Source organism: Listeria innocua (assembly GCF_028596125.1).
Taxonomy (GTDB): domain Bacteria; phylum Bacillota; class Bacilli; order Lactobacillales; family Listeriaceae; genus Listeria; species Listeria innocua.
Window position 1 is genome coordinate 2,196,532 of record NZ_CP117229.1, and the last position, 25,804, is coordinate 2,222,335.

Annotated in this window: 23 protein-coding genes; 12 read left to right on the forward strand and 11 right to left on the reverse strand. The window is 36.9% G+C overall.

The features are described from left to right. Positions 1 to 6: 6 nt before the first annotated feature. The 4 genes from PQQ29_RS11435 (at position 7) to prsA2 (ending at position 2,532) form a co-directional block, all read left to right on the forward strand. The gene (locus PQQ29_RS11435; protein ID WP_003769840.1) at positions 7 to 429 is read left to right on the forward strand and encodes an HIT family protein; all 423 of its coding nucleotides are present in this window, start codon (positions 7 to 9) and stop codon (positions 427 to 429) included. 29 nt (positions 430 to 458) lie between these two features. Continuing rightward, positions 459 to 821 carry a YtxH domain-containing protein gene (locus tag PQQ29_RS11440; protein WP_003720598.1) on the forward strand — a complete coding sequence of 121 codons (363 nt, stop codon included), beginning with the start codon at positions 459 to 461 and terminating at the stop codon, positions 819 to 821. Positions 822 to 1,000: 179 nt separating this feature from the next. Further along, on the forward strand, positions 1,001 to 1,540 hold the full coding sequence (locus tag PQQ29_RS11445; RefSeq protein ID WP_003763561.1) for a DUF3267 domain-containing protein: 540 nt from the start codon (positions 1,001 to 1,003) through the stop codon (positions 1,538 to 1,540). Positions 1,541 to 1,656: 116 nt separating this feature from the next. After that, positions 1,657 to 2,532 (forward strand): post-translocation chaperone PrsA2, encoded by an 876-nt coding sequence (gene prsA2, locus PQQ29_RS11450; RefSeq protein ID WP_003769842.1) that lies wholly within the window; start codon positions 1,657 to 1,659, stop codon positions 2,530 to 2,532. An 89-nt stretch (positions 2,533 to 2,621) separates the two neighbouring features. On the opposite strand, the gene yhaM is transcribed toward prsA2, so the two are convergent. The 10 genes from yhaM to PQQ29_RS11500 all read right to left on the reverse strand — a co-directional run bounded on the left by yhaM (position 2,622) and on the right by PQQ29_RS11500 (position 14,958). Then, positions 2,622 to 3,563: a 3'-5' exoribonuclease YhaM gene (gene yhaM, locus PQQ29_RS11455; RefSeq protein WP_153648649.1), complete on the reverse strand. Its 942-nt coding sequence runs from the start codon at positions 3,561 to 3,563 to the stop codon at positions 2,622 to 2,624. A 44-nt stretch (positions 3,564 to 3,607) separates the two neighbouring features. After that, the gene (locus tag PQQ29_RS11460) at positions 3,608 to 6,331 is read right to left on the reverse strand and encodes an ATP-binding protein (RefSeq protein ID WP_187983883.1); all 2,724 of its coding nucleotides are present in this window, start codon (positions 6,329 to 6,331) and stop codon (positions 3,608 to 3,610) included. Further along, positions 6,328 to 7,563, reverse strand: coding sequence for a metallophosphoesterase family protein (locus PQQ29_RS11465; protein ID WP_187983882.1), 1,236 nt, complete (start codon positions 7,561 to 7,563; stop codon positions 6,328 to 6,330). Before PQQ29_RS11465 ends, PQQ29_RS11460 begins: the two co-directional genes overlap by 4 nt. 142 nt (positions 7,564 to 7,705) lie before the next feature. After that, on the reverse strand, positions 7,706 to 8,059 hold the full coding sequence (locus PQQ29_RS11470) for a YlbF/YmcA family competence regulator (protein WP_003763567.1): 354 nt from the start codon (positions 8,057 to 8,059) through the stop codon (positions 7,706 to 7,708). An 81-nt stretch (positions 8,060 to 8,140) separates the two neighbouring features. Further along, positions 8,141 to 9,274, reverse strand: a complete 1,134-nt coding sequence (locus tag PQQ29_RS11475; protein ID WP_187983881.1) for a DUF445 domain-containing protein — start codon at positions 9,272 to 9,274, stop codon at positions 8,141 to 8,143. Between the two features lie 103 nt (positions 9,275 to 9,377). Next, entirely contained in the window at positions 9,378 to 10,745 is a 1,368-nt protein-coding gene (gene fumC / locus PQQ29_RS11480) for a class II fumarate hydratase (RefSeq protein WP_187983880.1), read from the reverse strand. Positions 10,746 to 10,814: 69 nt separating this feature from the next. Beyond that, positions 10,815 to 11,609, reverse strand: a complete 795-nt coding sequence (locus PQQ29_RS11485; protein ID WP_187983879.1) for an ABC transporter permease subunit — start codon at positions 11,607 to 11,609, stop codon at positions 10,815 to 10,817. Continuing rightward, a complete protein-coding gene (locus PQQ29_RS11490) occupies positions 11,609 to 12,511 on the reverse strand; it encodes an ABC transporter ATP-binding protein (RefSeq protein ID WP_187983878.1) in 903 nt (300 codons plus the stop codon). Before PQQ29_RS11490 ends, PQQ29_RS11485 begins: the two co-directional genes overlap by 1 nt. Beyond that, positions 12,511 to 12,708 carry a PLDc N-terminal domain-containing protein gene (locus PQQ29_RS11495; RefSeq protein WP_003763578.1) on the reverse strand — a complete coding sequence of 66 codons (198 nt, stop codon included), beginning with the start codon at positions 12,706 to 12,708 and terminating at the stop codon, positions 12,511 to 12,513. Before PQQ29_RS11495 ends, PQQ29_RS11490 begins: the two co-directional genes overlap by 1 nt. A 105-nt stretch (positions 12,709 to 12,813) precedes the next feature. Beyond that, positions 12,814 to 14,958 carry a penicillin-binding protein 1A gene (locus PQQ29_RS11500; protein WP_003769860.1) on the reverse strand — a complete coding sequence of 715 codons (2,145 nt, stop codon included), beginning with the start codon at positions 14,956 to 14,958 and terminating at the stop codon, positions 12,814 to 12,816. A 323-nt stretch (positions 14,959 to 15,281) separates the two neighbouring features. Here PQQ29_RS11500 and PQQ29_RS11505 point away from each other — a divergent pair, with 323 nt between their 5' ends. The 3 genes from PQQ29_RS11505 (at position 15,282) to PQQ29_RS11515 (ending at position 18,201) form a co-directional block, all read left to right on the forward strand. Continuing rightward, positions 15,282 to 15,707: a low molecular weight phosphatase family protein gene (locus PQQ29_RS11505; RefSeq protein ID WP_003768022.1), complete on the forward strand. Its 426-nt coding sequence runs from the start codon at positions 15,282 to 15,284 to the stop codon at positions 15,705 to 15,707. 62 nt (positions 15,708 to 15,769) lie between these two features. Next, positions 15,770 to 16,639 (forward strand): cation diffusion facilitator family transporter, encoded by an 870-nt coding sequence (locus PQQ29_RS11510; RefSeq protein ID WP_003763583.1) that lies wholly within the window; start codon positions 15,770 to 15,772, stop codon positions 16,637 to 16,639. 257 nt (positions 16,640 to 16,896) lie between these two features. Continuing rightward, a complete protein-coding gene (locus PQQ29_RS11515) occupies positions 16,897 to 18,201 on the forward strand; it encodes a hemolysin family protein (protein ID WP_003769865.1) in 1,305 nt (434 codons plus the stop codon). Between the two features lie 40 nt (positions 18,202 to 18,241). On the opposite strand, the gene PQQ29_RS11520 is transcribed toward PQQ29_RS11515, so the two are convergent. Continuing rightward, positions 18,242 to 19,120, reverse strand: a complete 879-nt coding sequence (locus PQQ29_RS11520; protein WP_003763592.1) for a LysR family transcriptional regulator — start codon at positions 19,118 to 19,120, stop codon at positions 18,242 to 18,244. A gap of 300 nt (positions 19,121 to 19,420) precedes the next feature. On the opposite strand from PQQ29_RS11520, the gene PQQ29_RS11525 reads away from it, so the two are divergent. From PQQ29_RS11525 to PQQ29_RS11545, 5 genes are all read left to right on the forward strand, one after another. Continuing rightward, positions 19,421 to 20,275, forward strand: coding sequence for a sugar phosphate isomerase/epimerase family protein (locus PQQ29_RS11525; protein ID WP_003769869.1), 855 nt, complete (start codon positions 19,421 to 19,423; stop codon positions 20,273 to 20,275). 69 nt (positions 20,276 to 20,344) lie between these two features. Beyond that, positions 20,345 to 22,270 carry an oxidoreductase gene (locus PQQ29_RS11530; protein WP_010991131.1) on the forward strand — a complete coding sequence of 642 codons (1,926 nt, stop codon included), beginning with the start codon at positions 20,345 to 20,347 and terminating at the stop codon, positions 22,268 to 22,270. Between the two features lie 59 nt (positions 22,271 to 22,329). Beyond that, complete coding sequence (aroE, locus tag PQQ29_RS11535) at positions 22,330 to 23,199, forward strand: shikimate dehydrogenase (RefSeq protein ID WP_010991132.1); 870 nt, start codon at positions 22,330 to 22,332, stop codon at positions 23,197 to 23,199. A 32-nt stretch (positions 23,200 to 23,231) separates the two neighbouring features. Then, on the forward strand, positions 23,232 to 24,440 hold the full coding sequence (locus PQQ29_RS11540; RefSeq protein WP_003769874.1) for an MFS transporter: 1,209 nt from the start codon (positions 23,232 to 23,234) through the stop codon (positions 24,438 to 24,440). Positions 24,441 to 24,599: 159 nt separating this feature from the next. Beyond that, positions 24,600 to 25,790, forward strand: coding sequence for an MFS transporter (locus PQQ29_RS11545; RefSeq protein WP_010991133.1), 1,191 nt, complete (start codon positions 24,600 to 24,602; stop codon positions 25,788 to 25,790). Positions 25,791 to 25,804 lie beyond the last annotated feature (14 nt).

Here is a 25,804-nt window from a genome sequence, read left to right on the forward strand (position 1 = left end):
TACTTAATGGACGATTGCATTTTCTGCAAGATAGTTCGCGGTGAAATCCCTTCTGCCAAAGTGTATGAAGATGATGAAGTATACGCATTCCTTGATTTAGGACAAGTCACAGAAGGTCATACACTCGTAATTCCTAAAAAACATGCTAGGAACACATTCGATTTACCTGAAGAGACGGCTGCTGAATTATTCCGCCGCGTGCCAAAAATCGCGCGAGCTTTAAAAGAAGCTTTACCGCTACAGGGATTAAATATTTTAAATAATAATGAAGAAGTAGCTTACCAATCTGTTTTTCATTGTCATATCCATTTAATACCAAGGTATAGCAAATCAGACGACTTTGGGTTAAAATGGAAAGATAACGCAGACTGGTATACACAAGAACGTTACCAAGAAATTGCTGAACTTATTGCAGCAAAAATAGACTAAAATGACTTTATGGATGGAGTGGAGTATAAATGAATAAAAAATCACTTATTTTTGGTATTTTAGCTGGTGGGGCAATTGGAGCCGCAGCCTCGGTATTATTTGCTCCAAAATCCGGCAATGAACTTCGAAAAGATATTGTTGCTAAATCAGGTGAAGCAAGTGTCATTTTAAAAGAACTAGCATACAATGCAAATGAACTTATTCAATCTGTTCAAGTTCTTGGCACAGAAGGCTCAACACTACTTAAAGATGTTTCTTCAGACATTATGGAATCTGTTTCTAAGTGGAACGAGGAAATGGAACCTGAAAAGAAACGCTTAAAAGACGAAATTAAAGATATGCAAAAAACAATTTCTGATTTAGAAAAAACACTCAAAAAAGATAATAAATAAGTATAAAAACTGGGCGCTTGCTCAGTTTTTTTCTGTGCTTAAAATCACCTTCATAAAAACGTCAAAATTAGGCAATTATTTATTAAAAAAAGGGTTGAATTTTATTCCAATTGAGCATACAATACTATGGTGCCTTCTGACGGAGCACTATTTTAGCTTTAACTGGAGGAAAGTTTACAATGCGCTGCTTAAAATCAATCAACACAGAGCGACGAGATGAGTTTAATCGACTTTTCCTAAAAGGTATTCTTGTTTGGCTAGCTGCCGTATGTATTTGTTTTTTAACACAACATTTAATGTACCCCGGCCAACTTACAAATGATTATCAATTCATGAGCTTTTTGGGTATTGTTTTAATTTATCCGATTCATAAGTTGCTTCATATTATTGGGTGCTTTAAATATCGCGAAGGTACAGTCATTCAGTGGCGTATCCATTTCTTTATTCTTCCCTGTATAAAATTAAATATTAAACGGATAATTCCAAAATGGCATTACATTTTTTCATTAATTTTGCCTTTTGTCGTTATCACTACTATTCTAATCACTTTAATGCTTATAACTCCAATTGGGCACTCGGGAATGTTCCTAATTTTATTATCTGTCCACTTTGGAATGAGCTTTTCTGATTTTACTCACATTAAAAAACTATGGAAAATGCCAAAGAATTGTTTTGTAGAAAGTGCAGAACGTGGCTTTTCGATTTTAATTTCTGACTAAACCATAAGAATATCATTAAATTTCTTTCATCTTTTCTTTTTATCTTTAATTTATGTTATGATAGTTATTGTGTTAAGCGGGAATTATTCCAACAACTAAGGAGTGTGTTTTATTTAATGAAGAAGAAATTAATTCTTGGACTTGTCATGATGATGGCATTGTTCAGTCTAGCAGCGTGTGGTGGCGGCGGTAATGTCGTTAAGACTGATTCTGGCGACGTAACGCAAGATGAGCTTTACGACGCAATGAAAGATAAATATGGTTCTGAGTTTGTACAACAACTTACTTTCGAAAAAATCCTTGGTGATAAATACAAAGTAAGCGACGAAGATGTTGATAAAAAATTCAAAGAGTACAAATCCCAATACGGCGATCAATTCTCTGCAGTTTTAGCTCAAAGTGGCTTAACTGAGAAATCATTCAAAAGCCAACTTAAGTACAACTTGTTAGTTCAAAAAGCAACTGAAGCTAATGCTGATACTAGCGATAAAGCACTTAAAGAGTACTACAAAACTTGGCAACCAGATATTACTGTAAGCCATATTCTAGTAGCTGATGAAAACAAAGCCAAAGAAGTTGAACAAAAACTTAAAGACGGCGCAAAATTTGCTGATTTAGCAAAAGAATATTCTACAGATACTGCTACTAAAGAAAACGGTGGCCAATTAGCACCATTTGGTTCTGGTAAAATGGATCCTGCATTTGAAAAAGCAGCTTATGCCCTTAAAAACAAAGGCGACATCAGCGCTCCAGTAAAAACTCAATATGGATACCACATCATCCAAATGGACAAACCAGCTACAAAAACAACTTTTGATAAAGATAAAAAAGCTGTTAAAGAAGCTTACCTTGCATCCCAATTAACTACAGAAAACATGCAAAAAACGCTTAAAAAAGAATACAAAGATGCTAACGTAAAAGTTGAAGACAAAGACTTGAAAGATGCTTTCAAAGATTTTGACGGTTCTGCTTCAAAAGATTCATCTAAATAAGTAACTAAAAACACGATTGGAACTAGTTTCCAATCGTGTTTTTTTATATAGAAAAGCTGTTCAGTTACGCTCCCTGAACAGCTTTTCTGTTATTCAAAAGTTGGATTATAAAAGGAACGATTATCTAACCCAAATACTCTTTCACTAAATTCGCCTGGTTTGGTATGTTTTAATACTTTATCCATCATATTTAGCGAAGCATCCATTAAATCAATTTGATGTAAAATTTCAGCTTCACGAACTAGTGGCGGCTTCGGACTTCCCCACTCGCCTTTACCATGATGAGACAACAGTACGTGTTTTAAGACAACTACTTCTTCTCCATCAATCGATAGCTCTTCAGCAATTTTACTTACTTCCTCAACGATGATAGAAATATGTCCAATCAAATTACCTTCAAGTGTATAAGTGGTCGAAACTGGTCCAGAGAGTTCAATTACTTTTCCTAAATCATGTAAAATAACGCCAGCATAAAGTAGGTCGCGATTAACTGTCGGATATAAATCAGCCACTGATTTAGCTAAACGCAACATGGAAACCACGTGGAAACTTAATCCCGAAACAAATTCATGGTGATGGCGCATCGCAGCTGGATAATCATAAAAATCATCCTGATATTTTTTTAGCAAAGCTCGCGTAATTCGTTGCAAGTTTGCATTTTTCATTTCGAAAATATACTGGGTTATTTCGTCAGCCATTTCATCTTTATTAATAGGCGCTGTCTCCATAAATTCACTAGCGCTAACGCCATCAAGTGGTGATGCTTGTCTGATTTGGCGAATTTTCAATTGCTTTCTTCCCCGATAATTTTGAATATCTCCCATAAGGTGAACAATTTGCTGCACCCCGTAATTAATTTCATCGCTTTCTTTTACATCCCAAAGTTTTGCTTCTAATTCACCTGATTTATCTTGTAAAACAAGGCTTAAAAATGGTTTTCCATTACTCGCCGTTCCTTTTACACTTGATTTAATCAGCAAGAATAACTCAACTGTTTCCCCAACTTCATAGTCTAATAATCTTTTTTCCATTGTATCGCCTTCTTTCTTTCTGTAGTAAGAAGTTTCTCCAACCATTATAGCACGCGTATGTCTTCACTGGAAAAAAATTTGCGAGTTTCTTGATGACATGTGAAAAAAATAACCTGATTTGTGCTCTTTCTTTTTTGAAGCAACTGCATCATTTGCACCATTCTAGCCGAGTCAAAATGAACAAAACCATCATCAATAATTATAGGTAATGGAAAATCTTTATGAATAACATCAATTAATGCAAAACGGATTGCCAAATACAGTTGTTCTTTTGTTGCTTGACTCAGTTCTTCTGGGAAAAATGAAATGACTTCTTTACTCTCGACTTGAATCCGGTTCTCTTGTAAGTACACTTTTGTATAATTCCCATTCGTTAAATGGTTGAAATAGTCAGTTGCTAAAGCTAATGTTTTTGGTAATTTTCCTTCTTGCAAACTCCGCATAGTTTCTTGAAGTATTTGAAGTGCTAGTTTAGTTTCTGTCCATTCCCGAGTCATTTGTTGCAATTTGCTTTTTTCTGAATAGAAGTCTTGCATGAGTGCAGCAAACGTTCCACCCTCTTCTAAAGTTGCTATCTCATGATTTTTTGCAGCCAATGAGGCATGAATATTTTCTTGTTCTAATTCTATTTTGCGCAGTTTTTCTTCTAGTTGAAGTTCTTTTTCTTTAATGACTTCTTGCGCTGAAAACTGACTTAATGCTAGTCGCTTATCTGGTTCGAGTTGCGCTTCTAGTAGAATTAAACGTTCGCGCCATTGCTGTTCTTGTTTTACTCGCATTGCTGCTACACGGAATTCGTCTTCATTATTTACTTTGGCTTGTTCTAATAAGTCCGCTTTTTCCTTTTTAACAAGTAGTAGATCTTGTTTTACTAAATTTAATTGCATTGTAACTTGTTCCATTTTTTCTGCGAGTTTGGCGTTTTCGGTCAAATTATTTCGGTAATATAGCAAACCTTGGCGTAAGAAAGATATTTTTTCTTCAATATTTGCCGATTCTATAGGTGCATCTAGTTTTTCTAATCTGAGCTGGTATGAGTGTTGTTTTTCTGCTAATGGTTCTAATTTCAATGTCAGTTCTGCAGCTAATTGATTTTTTTCGCTATGTTCTTTGTAGGTTTGAACTATAGCCTCCCAGTTTTCATCTGGAAGTTCATTAATCGCTAACGTATCAAATAAATGGTTTAGTTCTGATTGATAGTCGTATTGTGATTTGTTTATTCTGCTTTGTCGTTCTTCTAATTGTGCTATTTGTGAAGCAATAATGTCCATTTCGCTCAGTAATTGTTGCCATTCTTGCCTGATTTTTTGCTGTTCTAAAAACGCTAAAATTTGCTGATTGCTAGAAGGCGCGGGTGTTTTAGTAAGAACTAATAAATAAACAGATATAAGAGCCACTAGAAAAACAACAGCAACGCTCCAAATCGATTGAAAAATCACTAAAACTACTAAAGCCGCTAGAAAAATACCAACAGCTACAATCGATTTAGTTACGGGTGTTTTTTCTTTTGAATTTATTTTTTCTTTTTCTTGTTGGAATCTTTTATTATCCCACATATTTGTTTCTATTTTATCGATCTTTTGTTGCAATTTTTCTTCTGATTCTTGAGTAAGCTTTAATTCTAATTGAATATCATGCTGTTGTTGTTTGTTTATTTGCTCGAGTTCTTTTATTCGAAGTACTTTTTGATCTAGCTCTTTTGTCCATTTCATCGGTGTTTGTTTAGCATCTGTTTGATAGTACTTGATCTCTTTTTCTAAACTTTTTTGTTGTAATTCGCGCTCATTATAGGCGCCATAAGTTTCGATTAAATAGGTTATTTCTGCTTCGTTTTCAGCAAAAAAAGCAGTATGTTCAAAATTATTTTTGTTAATCAAGTTTTTTTGGCGTTCTTCTAATTGAATTAATTGATTTTGCCATTCTTTTTCTCTTAGTTGCAAATGTTCCAAACGGATAATACCATCTGGTGGAAAAGTAGCTTCGGTTAGAGGTACCGCTTTTTCGCTTAGTGCCTTCCATTCTTGGTAAATGGGCCATAAATCTAGCAAGGTATTTAGTGTATCTAGTTCGACACGAATAGCGGTTTTTTCTTCTTGTAATTCAGTTTGTCTTGCTCTTTCTTCTTCTTTTCCAACCAAAAGCAACTCATATTTTGCATTTTGTTTTTTGGCTTCTTGAAACGCTAATTGGCTATCTTTTACTTTTTTGAGTTGTTGATTGATTGCAGGATTTCTTCCGCTTGGTTTAAAAAGGGCTTCCAATTTTTTTTGTAATATTTCAGCCGTTTTTAAAAGTGCATCTGATCCTGTTGTACCTGTGGCAAGCAAATATCGCTCAAATTCTTTTTTCTTCCATTGATGAATATTTTGTAGTCCATGAATATCAAAAGAAAAAATAGCTTCAAACGTATTACGGTCGATTTCTCCAATAATTTCCGTTAATTTTTCTTCTCCAGCTACCTGGCCATCTCCGTAATAAATACGTACATCTCCAGTAGCTTTTCCTTTTAAACGTTCGACAATCACTTTACCCATAGGTGTATCCTCGAGCGTCAATCTCCCACCATAAGGTCCGCCGTTTTTAGGTTCCATACGTGGAATAGATTGTTGTCTAGTTGGGAAACCAAATAAAATACTATGTATAAAAGCCATAATAGTCGATTTTCCAGCTTCATTTTCTCCAAAAATAACTTGAAAATCCGAAATATGATTAAAATGAGCATCGGACCATTTGCCATAACCAACTATATCAATGGACGTTATTCTCATTTCTCATCACCTTCCACTTCTTTAAGCACCGTTCCTAGTTCTGTCAAAGCTGCGTCTAACATTAACTGCCGATCTTCTTCTGATAAATCGTCTAAATATCTACTCACACCACTTTCAAAATATAGAGCCTCCACAGTTTGATAAAAAGCTGATTCATCTTGTAACTTTTCGAAAGCTTGAGTTATTTCTTTACTCGCTAAATGCTGCTCATGCCAGTTCTTTAAATCGCTTTGGTTTGTCAGTTCTATTGTGAGTTTATGAACCCAAATAAAGGTGCTTCCCGTTAAGTCTGTTTCTTCTTGAAGCATTTGTAGCCAGTCAGTTGTATTTATTTTTTGTTTATTGGCCATTTGAACAATAACATGCAGAAAAAAGGAATTACTCTGACCTTGGTATGTAGCTAAAAGTTTTGTGATTTCCCGGTAAAAAGTATTGAGTTCGCTATTTTCAGGCAAGGTAATGATTACTTCTTCCCAAATAATAGGGCTGGTTGCTATGAAATCAATGGTCGTATTTGACGCCGATAATGTGACAATACTCGCTCCTTTTCCGCCTGACTCTTTGCGGTTTCGTCCTTGAATATTTCCCGGGTAATAAACGCTTGGGGATTCTGCTAATAATTGGCGTTTATGGATGTGTCCGAGCGCCCAGTAATCAAATCCTTTTTTAGTGATTTCCTGAATGCGAAATGGTGCGTAAACGTCATGGTCTTCACTGCTTGATAGTTCAGAACCATGTAAAAGCCCGATATGAAAATCTGCCTCTCCTTGTTTATTATATTCGTTTATACGACTAGCACGAATGTGACGTTCTCCGTAGCTAAAGCCATAAATATGAACAATTGCTCCATTCTTTGTTTCCATGGCAGCCATTTCAACTTGTTCTGAAAAAACATGAACATTTCCAGGTAATTGAAGTTTTTCCTTATGTTTCTCTATAAAATCATGATTTCCGTGAATAATGAATGCTTTTATCCCAGCTTGCTCTAATCGCTTCATTTCTTTTGAAAAACGAGCTTGAGCACGGACACTTTGATCCTCACTATCATAAATATCTCCTGCAATTAATACAAATTCCACCGCTTCTTTTATTGCTATCGTTATGATGCGTTCCAACGATTGAAATGTACTTTCTTGTACGGCAGAAAAAAGTGGTTGTGGCAATGTCGAAAGCCCAATGAAAGGACTATCCAGATGCAAATCTGCTATGTGTAAAAATTTGATTTCTTTCATGACTTTCGCCTCCTTAAAAAACCGAATATACGTTCTTATTATACCTTACTATCTCTTTACGTACAAGCATTTCAAATAAAAAAATGGTTCTACTATTTGCTAAATAAATAACAAATAATAGAACCACTTCGATTAATGAAAATTAGTCGTTTGCTACGTTATATAGGTCTTGTAATGGCGTCATAATAATGCGATTTAGATCATTAATAATTGTGCTCATTGCTTGCTCTTTTTCCATTAATTTAACGATTAGTTCATTTTCTTGAACTTCTTGTGCTACTTGTTGTGCAACATTTACTGTTTCGTCGTCAATTTCTTGACCAGTCATTTGTTTTTCTTGGATTGTTACTTGAACATCACGGAAACGTTCGAATTTTGCTTTTGCGTCCGCATTTTCGTTCACTTCACGGTATGCATCTTGTAAGCTTATGAATTCAGGTGTTTCACGAATTCCTTTGTCTAAATCATGTGCTACATCATAAATATTAACTGCCATTGATAAATCCTCCAAATATCTGTATTTGTCACTTCTGTTTCACTATAACAAAAAGTCGCATGTTATTCCAGTATAAAAGAACTAAATCCACATCGCGAGTATTCCTTGAATGATTCCGATAAATCCTCCTAAAATCCCGCCTAGATAGGTTATCATTTTTAATTCTCTACCGGAAATCTCTACAACAAGTTTTTCGATTTCAGGTAATGAAAAAGTCGCTATTTGTGTTTCGACAAGTTTTGCTAAGTCCATTCGCTCCACTATTTCTGCACTATGAGTCGCTACAAAATCAAGCATTCGCTCTACTGCAAAAGGAATCATTTTTTCTGTAATGGCGGATTCATAATTGCGTAGTATGCCTTGAATGGGTTGATTAAATAGTTTTTCGTGTGGAACAGCTTGAATAATTTCTGAAGTAAGCTGCCCTGCCAAATGTGCTTGTTTTTCTGTCGGGATAAGTTCTTGTAGCTCTTTTGCTTCAAAATTATGCCATTCAGTTGTTAGCAATTGGTTGATGATATTTTTAGTGTCTTCTTGGTTAATAAGTTTTAAGCCCTCTTGTTGAATTTTTTCTGAGAAACTATCGATATTGATGAACATTCTCGCCATGCTGCCCATTTTCCCATGTTCTTCAAAGAATTTTTGAAGCATTTGTTTAATCTGAATTTTGCCTGCTTCACTCGCTATAAAAACACTCATTTTACTCGTTATTCTGTCTGTTACATGAGGTAGTTTTTTAGTTAGTTCGTTTTCTAGCATAGAAGGAATTAACTCGCTCATTTGTGTTGATTGTTTTGTTGTTAAAAAGCGGCTAATTTCAATCTCTAGCGTTCTTTCTAACCATGAAATAGAGCGAACTTCTGCATTTTCGTATCCTAAGTGGTGCAGTAATTCGTTCGTCGTTGTTTCTAATTTCATTTTTTCATGAAACATTTTTGTGATGGTTTCTGTTACTTCTCTTTGTAAATTCTCATCCAATAGTCTGGCGCGAATAGCATCCTCTGTTAGCAAATGACTTACCACTACTTTTCCAATATGTTCCGCTAGTTCATCGCGCCTTTTTGGAATTAGACCTGGTGTAAATGGTAAACGTTTATTAAATAGGTAAACGGCTTTGTACGGACGAAAGAGCATTCGGATAGCGATATAATTCGTCATCGCTCCAATAAATCCGCCAATCACTGCCATTAAAAGTATCGTAAATAATACTGACATGTTTTGCATCTCCTAATATTTGTCTAGTAAAAGTGGTTTTATTATACGTGAAAAATCCCTAGACAACAATTGTTTCTAGGGAAGTTCATTCTAAAGTATGAGATTACAAATTAGTCATTTTTAGTGGGTCTATCCATAAATCGAATTCTTTTTCTGTTACAAAACCAGTTTTAATTGCTGCTTCTTTTAAAGTCGTATTTTCATCGAAGGCTAACTTGGCAATTCTGGCAGCTTTTTCGTAACCTATATGTGGATTCAAGGCTGTAACAAGCATCAGCGAATCATTTACTTTAGCTTCAATCACACTTTCATTGGCAGTTAGTCCTTCTAAACAATGAATTCGGAAGGAGCGCATACTATCAGAAAGTAATGTGATAGATTCTAAGAAATTAAAAATAATTACAGGCTTATAAACATTTAATTCAAAATTACCTTGGCTTGCAGCAATATTAATCGTTGTATCATTTCCCATTACTTGAGCGGCCACCATCGTAATTGCCTCACACTGTGTAGGGTTCACTTTTCCTGGCATGATGGAGCTGCCTGGTTCGTTAGCCGGGAGCGTTAGTTCACCAATGCCACTACGAGGACCACTTGCTAGTAGACGAATATCGTTAGCAATTTTCATTAAATCAGAAGCAAGGCTGCGAATGGCTCCATGGACGAAATTAATCGGGCTATGACTCGTTAAAGCGAAATATTTATTAGAATCAGAAGTAAAAGGATAACCAGTTTGTTTCATTAGTTCTTCTGCAACTTTATCACCAAAATCTTTGGAGGCATTTAATCCCGTTCCAACTGCTGTCCCGCCAATTGCAAGTGGTAAAATTGCTTTCATACTAGACTCAAGGTAGTTTTTATTATTTGTCAGACACGCTTCCCAGCCGCTAATTTCTTGACCAAGCGTTAGTGGAGTCGCATCTTGCAAATGTGTTCTACCAATTTTAACGAGTTGCATATACTGATTTTTCTTCGTCGTTAAAACTTCTTCCATTTTAGTTATTTCTGGTAAAAGTTTCGTTACTAAAGCTTGATAAGCAGCTATATGCATCGCTGTCGGAAATGTATCATTCGAGCTTTGCGACATGTTAACATCATCATTTGGATGAACTTTTTCCTCACCTAAAGTTAAATTGGCAACGTGCGCAATAACTTCATTAACGTTCATATTGCTTTGCGTTCCGCTTCCCGTTTGCCAAACGACTAAAGGAAAATGTTCATCTAGTTCACCTTGAATGATTTGATCACAAACGTTTCCGATTGCTACCGATTTCGCTTCGGATAACTTTCCTTCTAAGGCATTCACTTTAGCCGCAGCTTTTTTCAACTGAGCAAAAGCGTAGATAATTTCTTTCGGCATATAATTATCACCAATAGCAAAGTTTCTTCTACTTCGCTCTGTTTGGGCTCCCCAGTACTTAGTCGCATCAACTGAAATTTCTCCAAGTGTATCACGTTCAATTCGTTCCATTTTGCCACCCCTTTTTATTCTATTTTATTATATTCCGGATGTTTACGCAAAACCAACAAATAATGTTCGCTATTCTGTTTTTTGAAGTGGTTTTATTTTAATCATTACAATGGTGAGAATTATTAATAAAGCGATCCAAGCTATTGAAATGAACAGTGTTGGTATAAAGTAGTCCATTGTTTTTTCTGACATTATTAGCATGGTTGCATTTTTGCTTAAGTAAGCAGGATTAAACATTTGTATCCAACCGCCAAAACCGCTAATAACACCTAAGAGAATGGCTGTAAATACGCTAATCATTGAAACTACGGCATTGCTATCAAATACAGCACTGGCGAAAACGACCAAACTAATAACAAAAACAAACCAAAGTGCGTAGACAAAAAATCCTTCGATCAAAGAATTCATATCTAAATCGCCAAATAAAAAATACGTGTAATATGCTGCTAAAACATAACCAATGAATAATGAACTTAAGCCAACAATACACTGCATAACCCACTTGGATAGGACATATTCTACGGCTGATACTGGTCTAGTCATAATAAAAGCAAGCATCCCTCTAGAACGGTCATTTTGAATGCAAGCCATCGCCGCGACAATCATAATGATAACTCCAATTTGATCAAACTGAGAGCCAAGTGTTTGCGACATTACTTCTTGCGCTGATTGATTTCCCATCAAAGCGACAACTTGCTCCGCTTCTGCGCCAGTTCCGACCGCTTTAAGTATTTCTGGTAAAAAATAAAGCATTAATGGTTGTGTAAGTCCAAGAAGTGCAAAGACAATTGGCATCCAAATGATTCTCAAACTCCGCCGCTGTTCTAACCATTCTTTTCCGAGCAAAGCACTAAAATGCGTCATTATCTCACCTTCTCCATAAAAATTTCTTCTAGACTTTGGTGTCTGTTTTCTACACGAATCAGCTCACCTTTCGTTTTTAATAGTGCCTCTAGAATAGCTTCTGAGCCAGCTTTTTTATCTATAGCATACACTTGATAAACCATGCCTACCTTTTCGATTTTTTCAATATGCTGATTTTGATTAAGAAGCGCTAACCAAGCTTCCTCATCTCCAATAAATTCAACATCAAATACCGGGGAACTTTCTTCTTGCATAAGCTGTTCAACTGTTTTATCCGCAACTAATTCACCGTTTTTTATAATTGCAATACGGTCACAAATCTCTTCCGCATCTTTTAAAATATGAGTTGAAAACAAAATTGTCATTTCACTTTTCAGTTTTTCTAAAAGCACGATAATTTCCCGGCGACCAATTGGATCCAGTGCGGATACCGGTTCGTCCAAAACAAGCAATTCCGGTCGATGTAAAATTGCCTGAGCGATCCCAAGACGTTGCCGCATTCCTCCTGAATAGGTGCTAATTTTTTTGTTAGTACTATCTGCTAATCCAACTAGTAGTAAGACTTCTTTGATTCGCTCTTCTAAATCTTGTTTTTTCATGTTAGACAGTTTTCCCATAAAACGAAGACATTCTAATGCGCTCATCCAACCATAAAATTCTGGATATTGTGGTAAAAAACCAATTTTCTCACGCACTAACTTTGCTTCTTGGCCATCTAGTTTAATTTGACCCTCGTCTTGCGCTAAGATTTGGACAATCATGTTAATCATTGTCGACTTACCCGCGCCATTTGGTCCGATTAAAGATACACATTCTTTATTATTTATAGTTAGATCGATTCCTTTAATAACCCATTTTCCGTTATATTTTTTCTTTAGTCCTTCGATTTCTAATTTTTTCATTAGCTTTCATCCTCTTTTCGCCCAAAAATAAAATATGCAATTGGACCAAAGATATTAATAAATATAATGACAATTAACCAAATAATAGGGTTTTTACGGGTTTGCCAATTTTTAGCTAAATCTATAATCGCTGTTAAAAGTAAGGCTAAATAAAGAATTATTACGGGAATTAGTAATGCTATTTGCGTTTTATCCAATGTATTCACCTCATTTATTTGTTATACTCATTGTATAACAGTTATAATATTAAAGCAATATAAAAAAGCACATTTTACTAAGAATAAAGTAAAATGTGCTTTTTATTAGTTACCGATAGAATCAATTAAGTTTCCAATACCATCTGAAACTTTTCCGCCAAATTCTTTTACTTTCTCGGCGCCTTTTTTAATCGTTTCGCCTGCTTCACCTGCTTTGTCTTTTACGCCACTCCAGAAGTCGCTGCCACTATTGTTGTCGGATTCTTCTTCTTGTTTTTTCGCAGCAGTTTCTTGTGCGGCACTTTTAGTATCAAAGTCAGCAGATTTTTGGTAACGTAAGCCACTGTTCATTACATAATGAGCTAGGCTTGATACCCCGGCAGAGCTTGTTGTAGTGAGGTAATGGTCTTTGTCTGTTTTATCAAATCCCATCCAAACAGCGCCAACTAAATTAGGCGTGTAACCTACAAACCACTGATCTTTTGTCCCATTAGTATCATTGAAAGGAACTTGAGTCGAACCAGTTTTACCTGCCATTTCGTGACCGGAAACTGCTGCACTCTGACCAGTCCCAGTATTGATTACGTCAAGTAACATCGATGTCATTTCTGTTGAAACAGTTTTTGAGATAATTTGTTTTGTTTTTGGAACATTTTCATAAACGGTATTTCCTGATGGATCAACAATTTTAGTAATGATATGCGATTCTGGTTTTGCGCCGTTATTGGCAAATGTAGCATAGGCAGTAGCCATTTCAACAGGCGAGGCACCTTTACTCATACCACCGAGCGCTAATCCAAGTGTTTGGTCTTTTTCTGGTACTTCGATGCCAAATTTTTCTACAGATTTAACACCTTTGTCAATACCGATTTGATCTAACAACCAGACCGCTGGCGCATTGATTGAGTTTGCCACCGCTTTGTACATTGGGACTTCTCCATTATAAATTCCGCCTACGTTGGTTGGAGTATAGTTTCCTTTGTACGTTACTTTTTCATCTTTTAACATCGAATCGACATTATAACCCGATTGAAGTGCTGGCGTATAGACAGCGAGTGGTTTCATCGTGGAACCTGGCTGAGCCTTCATTTGCGTAGCTCTGTTAAATCCACGGAAAACGTGCTCTCCTCGTCCACCAACAAGCGCCCTAATTCCTCCTGTTGCTGGATCCATTAGAACAGCTCCTGATTGGACAAGCGTGCCATCGTTCGCATTTCTAGGGAATAAAGAATCGTTATTATACACTTTTTCTAAAGAGGTTTGATAGTTTTGATCTAATTCCGTATAGATTTTATATCCTTTTTGCATAATTTCATCCTGAGTGATGTCAGCTTCATTTACTGCTTCATTGATAACTGCATCAACATACCAAGGATATTTGTTTGCAAGTGGATCTTTTGATTGGTCATTTAAAACGATTTTGGTCGCTTTATATTTGTCGCCTTCTGCTTTGGTTATATCGCCGGTTTCAACCATAGCATTAAGTACCATGTTCCGTCGATTAGTTGCCTTTTCAATATGTTGATACGGGTCATAGGCGCTCGGTGCTTGGAGCAGTCCCGCAATAGTCGCAGCTTCCGGGATGTTTAAATCAGCTGCTGGCTTTCCAAAGTATTTCAAAGAAGCGTTCTCAACACCCCACTCCCCGTTTCCAAAGTAAGAGCGGTTTAAGTACATTTCCATAATTTCATCTTTGGAGTAGGTTTTTTCAATCTCTCGAGCCATAAAAATTTCCTTCGCTTTTCGCGTAAAGGTCTGTTCTTGGGTTAGCAAGGCATTTTTGGCAAGCTGTTGTGTGATAGTACTACCACCACCCGAAATTCCCCCGTTTGTAATCAGGTTAACTCCAGCACGAGCGATTCCTTTTAAGTCAAAGCCCTTGTGTTCATAAAAACGTCGGTCTTCAATGGATACGACTGCATTTTGGAGATTTTTAGAGATTTTATCAATTGATACAAAGGTTGCGTCAGTTGATGACAATTCTCCCGCTTTATCTCCGTCTTTATCGTAAACAATCGTGGCTGATTCTAAGCCTTTTTTCAAAGCATCTATATCTGCGGACTTTGCTACTACAACAAGATAAATAATAAAACTTAATAAAAATACGAGTCCTGCAAGTAAAAAAATCTTGCCAATATGTTTGTTTTTCCAGAAGCGTCTAAATTTCCGCCATAAGGTGCTAATCCATTTTCCAATAAATCCAAAGAATGATTTAATGTATTTAATGAGTTGTTGTTTAAATTTGTCCATGTAACTCTCCTATCTTTCTACACGGTATTAAAGAAAACTGTAAACACAGTTATACACGTATTTTACGTTAAAACACAATTTTATGCCACCAACTTTAGACCGATTTTTGTAATATTTTTGTAATAATCCATATTTCCTACATATTTATTTACTTCTTTTTTACAATTTCTTCATTTTAATGTTTCCAGTAGTTTAAAAAGGGTAGATATTAATGTTACCATTACTAGTGTTTTGGTAATAATAATCGCCTATATACTGTGTACAACTAGTAATGGCAGCAAGTTTTACATGGGTTCATTAATAAGCCGGAAAGGATTTGGAATATGACGCAAAAGCTGATCTACTTTTTATCACAAACGCATATTCGAAGTGCCATTGCTGAAGCTTGGGCGAAGAAACTTTCACTTAGCAATGTCAAATTCATTAGCGGTTCTTGGCATAAATCCAAAGCAACTCCATTTATTGCAGAAGCGTTGAATGAGTTTGCGATTGAGCCACCTGAAAGCTTGTCTTATTCCCCTAGCTCTGAACTACTGGCAGATGCTGATCTCATTGTAACAATTTATGATTCTGCACATGAAACTGCACCACAATTTCCTGCTAACATACAAGAAAAAATTATTTATTGGGACATTGATGATCCAGAACAAGAAATAGCGTTACCCAAAAAATGGGCGAGTTATCAAGAAGTCTGTGATAACATTGCCTTATCTGTAAAAAATTTAGAGCACGTATTGATAGAGGCTTAGATTTCGTTGTCCCGCCACTCGTAGGCGGGACTTTTATGTTAAAAGAAAGGGGTATACATACTATGGACGGATATAATGATTTAAAAAAAGCAGAAAAAGCCGCCTTTTTAAGTATATTTGCTTACTTATTTCTTTCCGTTTTAAAAATTGCAGCTGGTCATTTCGGAAATTCTGATGCATTACTTGCAGATGGATTAAATAACACAACAGATATAGTCGCATCCGTTGCTCTTCTGATTGGCCTTAGAATTTCACGCATTCCACCTGACGCCGATCATTCTTATGGTCACCGGCGAACAGAAACAATTAGCTCCTTAATTGCATCCATTATTATGTTTTTAGTTGGTGTTCAAGTCATTTGGAGTTCTATTGTTCATATTATTGAAAAGGAATTCACTGCACCTTCCATGTTGACTGCTATTGTAGCACTTTTTTCAGGTGTATTCATGTATGCTATTTATTTATATAATCATAGACTCGCGAAAAAACTTGATAGTCAGGCGGTCCGAGCTGCTGCTTATGATAATCGCTCGGATGCATTTGTTAGTTTTGGTGCATTCATTGGAATTATCGGAGCAGTACTTGGAATTCCGTGGCTTGATTCAGTGACAGCCTTTTTAGTTGGTGTTTTAATTGTTTATACGGCTGTCAAAATCTTTTATGATGCAGCTCATACATTAACAGATGGCTTTGATGTATCCAAATTAGAAACAATTCACGATTTAATCGCTTCTGTCCCCGATGTCAAAAAAGTTATTGATATAAAGGCGCGGATGAATGGAAATCGTATTTGGATTGATGCAACTATCGCAGTTGATCCAGATTTAAATGTAGTAAAAAGCCATGAAATCACTGAAATTGTTGAACAAAAAATCCGTAATGAATACGAAGGTGCATTTACGTTAGTCCATATTGAACCTTTTTTTGAATAATATTCATTGTCAATAATCGTAAAGTCAACTATAATTTAGATTAAAGTATCATTTGCTGGGAGGGAATATTCGATGGGGCAGAGAAACTAATTCACTTAAATTATCTAACTAGAATGAAAAGTATGCAGCAATACATTGGAGGAGTTCTCTTCCAGAGCCGTTTTTTTCTTCTATATAGATAGTTTTATCATAAGCTTATTTATATTAAATTAGGAGGTGTTTGCCTTAGCAGAAACAGTTTCTGCCAAGGCGATTTATTGATATTAACCATTAAATTTTTAATTATAGCTTTACTTATTGCTATATCGGCGTTTTTCGTGGCAACGGAATTTGCGATTGTAAAAATGCGACCGAGCCGTTTGGACCAATTAATTGCAGAGAAAGATAAACGTGCGGTTCTTGCTAGACATATTTACAATCATTTGAACGCTTACTTATCGGCCTGCCAACTCGGGATAACGATTAGTTCTCTTGGACTTGGTTGGTTAGGGGAATCTACGGTTGAAGCTGCATTGCATCCATTATTCAGCTTGCTAGAACTACCACAATCTGCTATTACGATTCTTTCGTTCACTATAGCCTTTCTTTTTATCACGTTCTTACACGTGGTTGTCGGGGAACTTGTACCGAAAACACTTGCGATTGATAAAACTGAAACGGTTGCTCTTGCGGTAGCACGTCCACTGCATATTTTTTATAAAGTGATGTTCCCGTTCATTTGGATTTTAAATGGTTCTGCGGTTTTCATCGCGCGTTTATTCGGCTTAGAGCCAGCTTCTGAACATGAAATCGCTCATACAGAAGATGAGTTAAAAATAATCGTTGGCGAAAGTTATAAGAGCGGTGAAATCAATCAATCAGAATTCCGTTATGTGAATAAGATTTTTGATTTTGACGAACGTATGGCGAAAGAAGTCATGATTCCGCGAACGGAGATTGTAACGGTTGATACGGGATCTACTATCGGCGAATTATCCGACATCATGCAAAATGAGCGTTATACGCGCTATCCAGTTATTGATGGAGATAAGGACCACGTTATTGGTGTACTTAATTTAAAAGAAATTTTGTCAGCATATGTGGAACACGGATCGAATCCAAGTTTTAGTATTGATCCTTACGTAAAACCAATTATTCGTGTGATTGAAACAATTCCAATTAAAGAATTGCTTTTCCGAATGCAGCGCGAACGCTCCCATATTGCGATTTTACTTGACGAATATGGCGGTACTTCCGGGCTCGTTACGGTAGAAGATATTGTCGAGGAAATCGTTGGTGATATTCGCGATGAATTTGATGCTGATGAAATTCCAGAAATCCGTAAAATCAAAGACGGTCACTACATTGTTGACGCAAAACTTCTGATTGATGAAGTAAATAATATTTTAGGTACTGAAATCGAGGAAGAAGAAGTTGACACAATCGGCGGCTGGTTCTTAACACAAAATTATGAAGTAGAAGTTGGGGACGAAATCGATTACGATGGCTTTATTTTCCGCGTGAAACAAGGCGAACCCCATCATATTGAATATATTGAGATTATCAAAAAAACAAATGACTAATAATAAAGGTAGCTATCCATTCACTTGGATAGCTACCTTTTTAAATGCGATGTTCTAGCATAAATTGTTTGAATCGCTCTGCTGCTGGAGTTAACGTTTGGTTTTTTACAACCGCTAAATAAAAGAAACGTTCCCAGTTTGGACTTCTAATTGGTAAAACTTTAACGTCCACATAATTTAAAATCGGCATATTTGGAACAACGGCAATCCCAAAATTTTGCGCAACCATCCCTGCAATCACTTGATCTACTTCGATTTCATAGGCAATTTTGTAATCCTCGCCAATTTTTCTAAATAAATCATCAATAATTGGTCGTAAGCCGCTTTTCTTTGAGAAAGCAATATGCGGGTATGGCACGGTTTCAATTAAATCAATCCAATCTTTTTCAGCTAATGGATGACTTTTTGGTACAATCAGCACTAATTCTTGTTTTGCAATCGGTGTAAAATGAATATTTCGTTCATTCTCGAGCTTAGAGCATATCCCAATATCGTATTTCTTTTCTTTTAGTCCTTGAATAATATCAATCGAAACACCCGTATGAAAAACGAAATCAATTTTCTTTTCTGGTTCTGTTTGTATGAATTCTTGAACAAGCTTAGGCACAAGTGAGGTTCCAAGCGTTTGTAAAAATGCTAAATCAATCTGCCCTTCTCCGTTTGCGGCTTTTTTGGTAGTTGCTACTCCGGCATCAATCATGTCTAACGATTCTTCTACATAATCCAGAAATACTTTTCCAGCCTTGCTTAATCCAATGTTTCGTCCCTCTTTTTCAAATAAAGGTATACCTAATTCTTGTTCTAACGAAGAAATTGCGTGACTTAAACTCGGTTGAGTGATGAGTAATTTTTCAGCTGCTTTTGTGTAATGTTCCATGTGCGCCAATGTGACGAAATAACGTAAATGGTGTAAATTCATGGCTTCTCTCCTTACTAAAAATTATCTATGTAATTTATCTATCAATTAATAGAATAATACCAATTTGTTTTTATGGAATAGTCATAATACAATTAGACTGTAGTTACACCAGCAGAACAAACTATTCCTTAAAAACCAATATACGGTAGAATACGTTAACTGTCCAGTTGAAATTTCAAACATTGAAGGCGTTATCACATCAGCGATATTTAATGAACGGGAATTTATTTTTTTACTGGTGTTTGTGAAAATATTATCAAAGTTTCTTGTGATTTTTATTCTAGAGAGGAGATAATTTTTATGACAAATGCAAATGGCGACCTAAAAAAATGCCCAATCACGATTAGCTCATACACGCTTGGAACGGAGGTATCTTTTCCTGAACGAGTGAGAATCGCAGCAGAAAATGGTTTTGATGGAATTGGCTTGCGTGCAGAAAACTATGTAGATGCATTAGCCGCTGGATTAACTGATGAAGATATGTTGCGGATTTTAGATGAGCATAACATCAAAGTAACAGAAGTAGAATACATAACTCAGTGGGGAACCGCCGAGGACCGCACAGTCGAACAGCAAAAGAAAGAACAAACTACTTTCCACATGGCGCGTTTATTCGGCGTCAAACATATTAACTGCGGTTTGCTTGAAAAAATCCCCGAAGAACAAATCATTACGGCACTCGGTGAATTGTGTGACCGTGCGGAAGAATTAATTATCGGTTTAGAGTTTATGCCATACAGTGGTGTAGCAGACTTAGCAGCAGCTTGGCGTGTAGCTGAAGCATGTGGCAGGGATAATGCACAACTAATTTGCGACACTTGGCACTGGGCTAGAGCAAACCAAACAGCAGAATCAATTAAAAATGTTCCCGCTGACCGGATTGTTTCCATCCAATTATGCGACGTACACGAAACACCTTACAAAGAACTTCGGGAAGAATCTCTCCATGACCGACTTGCTCCTGGCGAAGGATACGGCGATACAGTCGGCTTTGCTCGAATCTTGAAAGAGCATGGCGTTAACCCCCGTGTTATGGGCGTTGAAGTTATATCCGACTCCATGGTAGAAACTGGTTTAGAATATGCTGCCATCAAAGTATATAATGCCACGAAAAAAGTATTAGACGAAGCATGGCCAGAAATTTCTCCCAAATAATAAAATAATTAAACATGTGAAAAAAGTAACGTAACAAGAAGATTCTACCTTGAAAGGGAAGTGTTTTTTTTGAAATTTAATTCGATGTTCTCACCGATTGATATCGGGCCTATGAGAGTACCAAATCGTTTTGTTGTATCTCCAATGTGTAATAACTATGCGAATACAGATGGCACTTTAACAGATACTTCATTAGCCTATTATAAAGAACGTGCGCTTGGTGGCTTTGGTCTAATTACTTTTGAAGCGACCGTTGTAGATGTTCGGGCAAAAGGCGGCGCAAATAAAGCATGTCTTTATAGCGATCATCAAATTGCCAGTTTTAAACGAGTGATAGATGCTTGTCATGACGCGGGTGCCAAAATCTCTGTGCAATTGCAACACGCTGGACCTGAAGGAAATTCTAAAGTTTCTGGTTATCCTTTAAAAGCAGCTTCCGCCATCGCTTCAGCAGAAGGACGCAATACACCGGAAGCCATTTCACGGGAAGAACTTTATGAATTAATTGAACTTTACGGGGAAGCGGCTTTACGAGCAAAAAAAGCTGGGGCTGATGCAGTAGAAGTTCACTGCGCTCATGGTTATTTAGTAAGTAGTTTCCTATCTGGACGCACGAATAAACGTGTGGATGAATTCGGCGGCTGTTTTGAAAATAGAATGCGACTACCAAGACTCATTATCGAAAGCATTCGAAAACGTGTTGGTCATTCCATCGCAATCCTATGCCGAATTAACAGTACGGATGGCGTGGATGGCGGACTAAGTGTCCAAGATAGTGCGACGGTAGCTGCTTATTTGGAAGATTGTGGTTTAGATGGTTTGCATGTTTCTCGTAGCGTTCATATTCGCGATGAATACATGTGGGCTCCTACCGTGTTACACGCTGGTTTTAGTTCTGACCTTGTAACACAAATTAAACGCGCGGTTTCTATCCCAGTAATTACAGTTGGGCGTTTCACCGAGCCGCATTATGCTGAACTAATGGTTCGCGAAGGTCGGGCTGACTTAGTTGCTTTCGGACGACAATCGTTAGCTGATCCAGAAACACCGAATAAGGCGGCGGCTGGAAAACTAGACGAATTACTTCCTTGTATCGCTTGTCTTCAAGGTTGTGTCGCTAACATGTATGCTGGAAAACCTATTACTTGTTTAGTGAATCCTCTACTCGGCCGCGAATCCGAAGCCTATTTGCCAAAAACACCTAGTAAAAAAGTTGTTGTTATCGGCGGTGGTGTTGGAGGGCTTTATGCTGGTTGGATGGCTGGCTCAAGAGGTCATGATGTAACAGTGTACGAAGCATCAGACATTATCGGCGGCCAAATGCGTTTAGCTGCCTATCCCCCAGGAAAAGGCGACCTAACTAATATGGTTCGCAGTTACATTAAAAAATGTGAGCAATTCGATGTGGAAATTAAAACCAATACACCTGTCACGCCCGAACTTATTCAAGATATTGCCCCAGATGCAGTTATTATTGCGACGGGCGCTACCCCACTCGTCTTACCAATTCCAGGTATTGAAGATTCCGGCTTAATCCACGCAGTCGACTTACTTGATGGCAAAGAATCTTGTGGCAAAAAAGTACTAGTTGTTGGCGGAGGTATGGTTGGTAGTGAGACTGCTGCATTTTTAGGTGAAGCTGGTCATGATGTAACAGTCGTCGAACTTCGTGATGAAGTCGGAGCAGATGTTATTTCTGAACACCGAAAATTCCTTATGCGCGATTTTGACGAGTATAAAATTAAAAGTATTACTAATGCAAAAGTGACGAGTTTCTTACCAGACGGGGTCACGTACTCCTTAGCTGATGAAAAAGAGTACCGCATTGATGGGTTTGATTCTGTCGTACTTGCAATGGGATCAAGAGCTTACAATCCACTGGAGGAAGCCATCAAGAAAATCGTCCCAGAAACTTATGTTATCGGTGATGCAGTTCGTGCGCGCCGAGCATTAGATGCAACCAAAGAAGCACTAGATGCGGTATTGCAATTATAATTTATGGTTGTACTCGCTGTTAAGCCGGCGAGTACAAACCTACTTGGAGGTATATGAACGTGGAAAAAAGAATTTCAGGATCAACTCGGCTTCTAAGTTTAATTGGTACACCCGTAGACCATTCAAAATCCCCAATCATGTATAATTATAGTTTTCAAAAAGCTGGTTTAGATTATGCGTATCTTGCATTTGATATTCCTGTAAGTAAAGTCGCTGATGCAATTGCTGCTATCAAGACTTTTAACCTGCGTGGCTCTAACGTAACCATGCCTTGTAAAAGTGAAGTTTTAAAATACATGGATGAACTTTCCCCTGCTGCGCGAATGATTGGTGCTGTAAATACCATTATAAATGAAGATGGGAAACTAACCGGACATATCACAGACGGTCTTGGTTTTGCTAGTAATTTACGGGATTCTGGTGTAGATGTGGCGGGCAAAAAAATGACCATCATCGGCGCTGGTGGTGCAGCAACAGCAATCCAAGTTCAGTGCGCACTTGATGGGGCCAAGGAAATCGCCATTTTTAATATTAAAGATGATTTTTATGAAAAAGCTAAACAAACGATTGCTTCTATTAAACAAGAAGTTCCTGACTGCATCGTACATATTTATGACTTAAATGACGCAGCAAAATTACATGAGGAAATAGCGACTAGTGATATTTTAGTAAATGCTACACTCGTTGGTATGCATCCACATGAAAATGAAACGCCTGTCAAAGATACGACTGTCTTCAGAAAAGATTTAATCGTCACCGATGTTGTCTACAATCCAAAGAAAACCAGACTTTTGCTAGATGCAGAAGCTGCTGGTTCAAAAACTATAGGCGGACTAGGCATGCTTTTATGGCAAGGCGCAGAAGCATACAAACTGTTCACAGGTAAAGATATGCCTGTTTCAGAAGTAAAAGATTTATATTTTAATTAATAAATTCATCAGGATTTCGAGAGGAGAAAAAAATGAACGCAAAAAGATTTTATCCAACAGCAATTGCACTTTATTTTACTTATTTTATTCACGGTATTGGGGTATCCATTCTTGGCCAATACAAACAAGATTTCGCTGGAGTATGGGGAGCAGACAAGCTTTCCGACGGTACCTTTGATGTCAGTATGGTTATTGCTGTTATCGCAGCACTCGGCCTAGGACGTTTACTTACACTGCCAATTTCTGGACCTTTTTCAGATAAATTTGGCCGTAAACCTTCCGCATTAATCGGTGTTGGTTTATATGCCATTTATTTCATCGGATTAGCATTTGCACCGAATATGTATATTGCTTATGCTTTCGCTTTTGTAGGCGGTGCCGCGAATTCATTCTTAGACACTGCTGTAACACCATCCGTTCTAGAAATTTTCACTAAAAATGGCGCTATTGCCAATATGTTTACTAAATTCTCTATTTCTATCGGACAATTCGTATTACCTTTCGCTATTGGTATGGTAGCAGCGGCGAATATGTCTTTCCGTACACTATTTATTATTACGATGGCATTAATTGTTATCGACGGTTTAATTATCGCATTTATGCCATTCCCACCAATGAATAACAATGTGGGCGGCGAAAAAGCAAAACCAGCGAAAATGAAATTCAATGCAACTAGTTGGGCAATCATAGGTATAGGTTTCACATGTACCTCCACTTTCCAACTATGGTTAAACTGTAACCAAGAGCTCGGAAAATTATATGGCATGGCTGATCCAAGTAAGATTCAATCATTCTACTCACTAGGTACTATGTGTGCTATTTTAATTACAGCTGTTCTCGTGAAAAAATTCATTTTACCAGTGCGAATTCTCATTATATATCCAGCAATTGCTACTTTAATGCTACTAATTATTTACATCGTCCAAACACCGACTATATGCTTAATTGGTGGATTTGTAATTGGATACGCTGCTGCTGGTGGGGTTCTTCAACTAGCTGTATCAACTGCCAACGAATTTTTCCCTACGAACAAAGGGAAAATCACTTCGATTGTTATGATTTCCTCAAGCCTTGCAAACTATATCGTTTTAAACATTGCGAGCTATATTACTAAAGCTGGTGGTATCGAAGGTCCGAAATATGTGTTATTATTCAATGTAGTGATCACAGTTATCGGAATCTTACTAGCAATCTTCGTCAATATGCGTTACAAAAATGAATCTAAAATTGCAACTAAATAAGAAACACTTCAACTGAGCATTCACTTGCTCAGTTGAACTTACATATCATTTGTGAATTAAAGCACAAACTTATGAGTTTTATCTATATAAAAGCTTTTAAAATAAGGGTATTTCTCATGAAAAGGTCTTCCAAAGTAACTACATAAAGGAGAGCAGATTATGAAAAATAAGTATTTATCTACTTCACTAGGACTTTATATGAACTATTTCGTTCATGGTATGGCGTTAATCATCATTGCACAAAATATTGATTTTTTATCTCAAAAATGGCATACAGATTTAGCTGGTGCTGCCGGCGTTGTTTCTTCATTTGGGATTGGTAAATTACTTGCTGTTTTTATATCAGGAAAACTATCAGATAAATTCGGTCGTAAATTATCCGTCATTCTCGGCGTATTTTTCTATATTGTTTTTTTAGGCGGTATTTTATTAAGTCCAAATACTATCATAGCCTATGCTTTCGGGATTTCAGCAGGAATTGCAAACTCTTTCCTTGATACAGGTACTTACCCAGCATTAATGGAAGCTTATCCTAAAAAAGCGGCATCAGCTAACATCGTTGTAAAAGCTTTTGTACAAGCTGGTCAGTTTCTCTTACCATTTATGATTGCTTTTATTTTAGCAAATAACTTATGGTACGGCTGGAGTTTTATCGTGTTAATTGCGATTTTACTTATTAACTTACTGTATACGTTGACCCGTACGTTCCCTCCAATGACCGTTGGAAAACCGCTTGATTTCGAGAAAGAAATCGTTGAAGAGAAAAAAGCATTTCATTTTAGCATTGATGAAATCTGTTTGATTCTCTTTGGATTTGTAGCACAGACGCTTCTATACATTATGAGTCAATGGATAGCAAAATACGGTTCTGAAGTTATTCATATGACTGATAATGCTTCTAGACTACTTGTGAGCTATGCAAGTGTTGGTGCTATTTTATGCGTATGTGTAACGTTTATTTTAGGAAATCGTGGGGTTAAAACACTTCATATTTTAATAACGTATGTAACGATGACGATGTTAGTTTCCTTCACGCTTTTTGCATTCCCAACTGAAATTGTCTGCCTAGTTGGTGCTTTCTTGCTTGGTTACTTCTCAGCTGGTGGTATTATCCAATTAGGTTTAACACTTCTCGCCGAAGTCTCTGCTCGTGGTAAAGGTTTTGTTACTAGCCTTTATACGATCGCTGAAGGCATTGCTGTTTTTGTTATTCCACTTATCGCTGCCGCTATTTCTAGGATTGATATTGCTGCTATTTTCCTACTAAATGCTGGTATTGCATTATTCGGGTTAGCTCTTTTATTAATCGTATTTGCCAGAAAGAAAAAATTTGCTCGTGATCATATTTAAAAAAAGTATCGAGG